Consider the following 5,362-nt stretch of genomic DNA (forward strand, 5'->3'; position numbering starts at 1 on the left):
TCGGGCAAGACCAACCTGTGCACCGCGATCCGCGCGACGCAAGGCAAGGGGGTGATGCCCGATGGCACCAGCCGGTTCAGCTACAAGGGGGAAGCGATCTTTCATTACATGGGCTGCTCGACCTTCTCGAACTTCACGGTCTTGCCAGAGATCGCCCTCGCCAAAATCCGCGAGGACGCGCCGTTCAACACCAGCTGCTATATCGGCTGCGGCGTCACGACCGGCGTCGGCGCGGTGGTCAACACCGCCAAGGTGCAGCCGGGCGACAACATCATCGTCTTTGGCTTGGGCGGCATCGGCCTCAACGTGCTGCAGGGCGCGAAGATGGCGGGCGCGAACCTGATCGTCGGGGTCGACATCAACCCTGCGCGTGAGGAATGGGGCAAAAAATTTGGAATGACCCATTTCGTCAACCCCAAGGACATCGACGGCGACATCGTCGCGCATCTGGTCGCGCTCACCGATGGCGGCGCGGATTATACCTTCGACTGCACCGGCAACACCGACGTGATGCGCCAGGCGCTCGAGGCCTGCCATCGCGGCTGGGGCACCAGCATCATCATCGGCGTGGCCGAGGCGGGCAAGGAAATCAGCACCCGGCCCTTCCAGCTGGTGACCGGGCGCAACTGGCGCGGCACTGCATTCGGCGGCGCCAAGGGCCGCACCGATGTGCCCAAGATCGTCGACTGGTATATGAACGGCAAGATCGAGATCGACCCGATGATCACCCATGTGCTAAGCCTCGACGAGATCAATAAGGGCTTCGATCTGATGCATGCAGGCGAAAGCATCCGCAGCGTCGTGGTGTTCTGACGGGAGGCAGGTGCCCGTATTCTTAAACGCCTATTCCTGGACGTTCGCCACGTTATACTCCAGCGATTCAGCCTGGGTCAGGCAGCGGCGGGTGGAGCGGTCGCCCGGGCCGGCGCCCTCCACCGCCTTTGTTTGATACATGATGTCAGTCAGCAGCTTGCGCGATACGCCCATGCGGATCAGGAAATCATTGTCCTCGCTGGCCAGCAGCGCGCTTTCCTGTTCAATCGCACCGATCAGTTCGACCGTCTCTTCGGTGCCCAGCGCCACGCTCTGGTCGATGGCGGCACGATCATTGGTCATGGTGAACATGTGCACCATGAAGTTTCCGCCCCGCTCAACCACGCGCAGCTGTCCGCCCATAAACACGAAATTGCAGGCCGAAAAGCAGGTCCAGCCGTTGGGGATGCGGGTCACCAGCCCCGGTGACCCGCGAATGATGCGTCCTGCGGCATTGCCCGCGCGCGCGTTGCCGCCCGGCGAGCGCAACCAGATCTCTTCAATATCGGGATTATCCGCCAGCGCCCGTTTCAACCGGTCGGGCAGGGTCTGGTCCACCGCGCCTTCGGCCAGCAGCACCTTGACGCCGTTACGCGTCGTTGGCGTCAGCGTCATCGTGCGATTGCTCGACCAGTCGGGGCTTTTGGGGCAGGTCGGATTCACCGGGTCGATGCCCCCCGCGCTCTGGGCGGAGAGCAGGACAAACGCGGCAACCGAAAGACAGAATTTGACTGGTTTACGCACCGGCATCAAACCTGCGCGATTTCATAGCGGGGAGAGCCGGGGCGCTTGCACATGCGCTTGGACACCTTGGTCTCCTCGCCCTCGACAATGATCACATCGTTCACATCCATGCAGGTCGATCCATCGGCCAGCGCGGTCTTGCCAGTCACCGTGGAGGTGCCCGAGACATTCTGGCGGCTGCCGCTGCTCCACGCCGACGTGCTGCCGACCTCCTCGCCGCGCGTCGCCTCAAGCGTGGCATCTGCGGCTTGCTTCTGCTCCTCAGGCTCAAGCTTGCACGCGATTGCATCGGTCAGCAGGCCAGCGACTTCGGGCGTGGGGATGAAACTGGCAATGCCGCCCATCCGGCGCGCGGCGCTGCCCAGCATCCCGCCGATGATCGAGCGGCCCACCGATTTGCCCGCGCTGTCATCGCATCCGCTCTGGGTCTTGCCCGACGAACTGGGCTTATTGCGCAGCAAACCACCAAACTGGGCGGCTGCGGGCATCGGCGCAAGCATCGCTAGTGTCGCAACAATTGCCAGCGATTTGGCGCTGGCCCTGATCAGCCTGTCGTGCATTGCCCATCCTCCAGAAATGTTGGCATGGCCGCCGTCGAGCGGTCGTTTACTTACCTTACCTGTTGGAACCGGTCAAATGATGACCTCGCGCACAGCGCAGCACGATTTCGATGAAAGCGCCATAGCGCTGGGCAGACGCACGATAGGCGCGTCCTTTGCGCGTAGCGGGCCAAGCGAATATTGGTGCGGACGGGGGGACTCGAACCCCCACGGGCAAGGCCCGACGGATTTTCTTACCCGCTACGGCTTTCGCCGCCACCCGGTGTCGCTGACGAGACCGCGTGTTTGTGGTCTGGACTATCCCTTCACCCTGCCGCCGTTATCCAGCGGTTTAGGTGCTGCCCGTCTAGTCTCTACACCTTCCTGCGCGTTGCCGCGCAGGCTTGGCTCGGGATTGCCATGTGACAGGTTTCCCCGAATTTGAGCAGTTCTACAGCGCGGGTTTCCCCGCGTGCACTCAATTTTCGTTCCGTTAAGTCCGTTGCGTCTACCGGTTCCGCCACGCCCGCACTACTCATGCCTATAGGCGCGGTTGAATCCATCGGGCAAGCCCGATGTCGCAACAATGCCCTACCTCAATCCGCATTGAGGCGGGCGCGCATTTCCTTGCCGGGCTTGAAATAGGGCACGCGTTTGGCGGGAACGTCCACCGCCTCGCCGGTGCGCGGATTGCGCCCCTTGCGTGGCTGCCGGTCGCGGGTTGAAAACGCCCCGAAGCCGCGCAGTTCAACCCGTCCACCTTCAGCCAGACGCTGGGTGATCTGAGTAAAAAAGATGTCCAGCACCTTCTCGATCTCGTCGGGCCGCAGTTCCGGGTTTTCATCGGATAAAAGCTGAAGCAGTTCGGATCGTATCATCGCCTATCTCCTGCAATGTTTTGCTGAGCCCCCCTCAGCAATAGCTCGAAGACATGTCCGCAGACACAGCGCCAAACTTGGTGAACAACTGGCCCCCTCGAGAATGTTTGCAGTGACGGTGCCTAACCGGGCTGCAATAATGCCGCCGACGGGCATTAGGTTCGAAAGGTGTCAGAAATTGCCCGCAGTTTCAACGGCCTTTGTGGTGCCGGTGACGCGATATGACAGGTTTGACAGTAAAAAGGGGGCATCGGATTGGCCGACACCCCCTTTTGGCTGAACCTCGGCTGTTACCGACCGTGCGTTCTGATCAATCTTCGCGCTGCTTGAGCGCTGCGCCCAGAATGTCACCCAGCGATGCGCCCGAGTCGGACGAACCATATTGTGCAACCGCCTGCTTTTCTTCAGCGAGCTGATGCGCCTTGACCGAGAACGTGGGCTTGCGCGAACGATCAAAGCCGGTGACCATCGCATCGAGCTTTTGCCCGACCTGAAAGCGGTCAGGGCGCTGTTCGTCACGATCACGGCCAAGGTCGTTGCGCTTGATGAAGCCGGTGGCACCATCGTCGCCGACCTGGACTTCCAGGCCGCCGTCGCGCACTTCGAGCACCGTCACGGTGACGACTTCGTTCTTGCGCAGCGTGCCGGTGTCCGTTCCGCCGACCGCCGGAGCGCCCTTTTCAAGCTGCTTCATGCCGAGCGAGATACGCTCCTTTTCGACATCCACGTCGAGCACGATGGCCTTGACCTGCTCACCCTTGAGGTGGAGGTTAAGCGCGTCTTCGCCCGAAATGCCCCACGCGATATCCGACATGTGGACCATGCCGTCGACATCGCCGTCGAGGCCGATGAACAGACCGAATTCGGTCGCGTTCTTGACTTCGCCCTCAACGATGCTGCCAACGGGATGCTTGTCTGCAAACGCATCCCAGGGGTTCGACTGTGCCTGCTTGAGGCCCAGCGAAATGCGGCGCTTTTCGGCATCAACCTCGAGCACGATGACATCGACTTCCTGGCTGGTCGAAACGATCTTGCCGGGGTGGACGTTCTTCTTGGTCCACGACATTTCCGACACGTGCACCAGACCTTCAATGCCCGCTTCCAGCTCAACAAACGCACCATATTCGGTGATGTTGGTGACTGCGCCGCTGAGCTTTGCGCCAATGGGATATTTGACGCTGGCGCCTTCCCACGGATCGCTTTCCAGCTGCTTCATGCCCAACGAGATGCGCTGCGTATCCTGGTTGATACGGATGATCTGCACCTTGACGGTTTCGCCAATGTTGATCGCTTCGCTGGGGTGGTTGATGCGCTTGTAGCTGATGTCGGTGACATGCAGCAGGCCATCAATGCCGCCCAGATCAACGAACGCACCATAATCGGTGATGTTCTTGACCATCCCTTCGATGATCTGGCCCTCGGCCAGCGAGAGGATCAGGCCGCTGCGCTGTTCGGCGCGGGTTTCTTCCAGAACCGCACGACGCGAGACAACGATGTTGCCACGGCGACGGTCCATCTTGAGGATCTGGAACGGCTGGGGGATGTCCATCAACGGGGTGACATCACGCACCGGGCGGATATCGACCTGGCTGCCGGGCAGGAAGGCCACGGCACCGTCAAGATCGACCGTGAAGCCGCCCTTGACGCGGCCGAAGATCACGCCTTCGACGCGCTTGCCTTCGCCAAATTCGCTTTCCAGCTTGTCCCATGCGGCTTCGCGGCGTGCGCGGTCGCGCGACAGCATCGCTTCGCCATCGGCATTTTCGATGCGGTCGACATAAACTTCGACCTCATCGCCCACCTTCAGGCCGTGGTCCTGACCGGGCGCAGCGAATTCGCGCAGCGCCACGCGGCCTTCGGACTTCAGCCCGACATCGATCACCGCCTTGTCATTTTCGATTGCGGTTACGGTGCCCTTGACGACGCGGCCTTCAAAGCCGCCATCTGCTGCTGCGCCGCCGCCCAGCGATTCGTCGAGAAGTGCCGCGAAATCGTCGCGGCTGGGAAATGCCGTAGTGGCCATAAATTCGATAATCCTTAAGTTCATTTGTCCGGCCAACCGGTTGTCTCCGGTGGTCTTGGCCTAAAATGTCGACAGGCCGAATGCCACGCCGACGCCCGCGAAAATGGCTGTTTGCGGATAAAGGAAGTCAGCGGCTGCCCGCTTCGTTTGGCGCGCGTCACGCATGGACGCCGCCTGCCTTGACGATGCCAGCGCACACTGGACCGTCCTATCCGATCTCGTCACCATGTTCGAGAACGGGCGGCCCATATCCAACTTTTGGGCAATAGGCAAGGCTGGCCTTGGCCTGCCGTGCATCAACGGCATCCTGAGGGGCGTTGCGCTGGCTCCACACCAGCACGCGGAAGAGAAGCGGCCCAGGGCCG

5 protein-coding genes are annotated in these 5,362 nt (G+C 61.3%); 1 reads left to right on the plus strand and 4 read right to left on the minus strand.

All coding sequences use genetic code 11. The features are described from left to right. Positions 1-813, plus strand: an 813-nt coding sequence (locus ACEW8G_RS01180; protein WP_373486622.1) for a zinc-binding dehydrogenase, incomplete at its 5' end; no start/stop codon positions are given. A gap of 30 nt (positions 814-843) precedes the next feature. On the opposite strand, the gene ACEW8G_RS01185 is transcribed toward ACEW8G_RS01180, so the two are convergent. The 4 genes from ACEW8G_RS01185 to rpsA form a co-directional block, all read right to left on the minus strand. Continuing rightward, entirely contained in the window at positions 844-1,557 is a 714-nt protein-coding gene (locus ACEW8G_RS01185) for a hypothetical protein (RefSeq protein WP_373486623.1), read from the minus strand. Positions 1,558-1,562: 5 nt separating this feature from the next. Continuing rightward, complete coding sequence (locus ACEW8G_RS01190; RefSeq protein WP_373486624.1) at positions 1,563-2,117, minus strand: hypothetical protein; 555 nt, start codon at positions 2,115-2,117, stop codon at positions 1,563-1,565. Between the two features lie 575 nt (positions 2,118-2,692). Then, a complete protein-coding gene (locus tag ACEW8G_RS01195; RefSeq protein ID WP_373486625.1) occupies positions 2,693-2,974 on the minus strand; it encodes an integration host factor subunit beta in 282 nt (93 codons plus the stop codon). Between the two features lie 310 nt (positions 2,975-3,284). Then, on the minus strand, positions 3,285-4,997 hold the full coding sequence (gene rpsA / locus ACEW8G_RS01200; protein WP_373486626.1) for a 30S ribosomal protein S1: 1,713 nt from the start codon (positions 4,995-4,997) through the stop codon (positions 3,285-3,287). Positions 4,998-5,362 lie beyond the last annotated feature (365 nt).

The sequence above is a fragment of the Blastomonas sp. genome (assembly GCF_041747255.1).
In the GTDB taxonomy this organism is placed as follows: Bacteria; Pseudomonadota; Alphaproteobacteria; order Sphingomonadales; family Sphingomonadaceae; genus Blastomonas.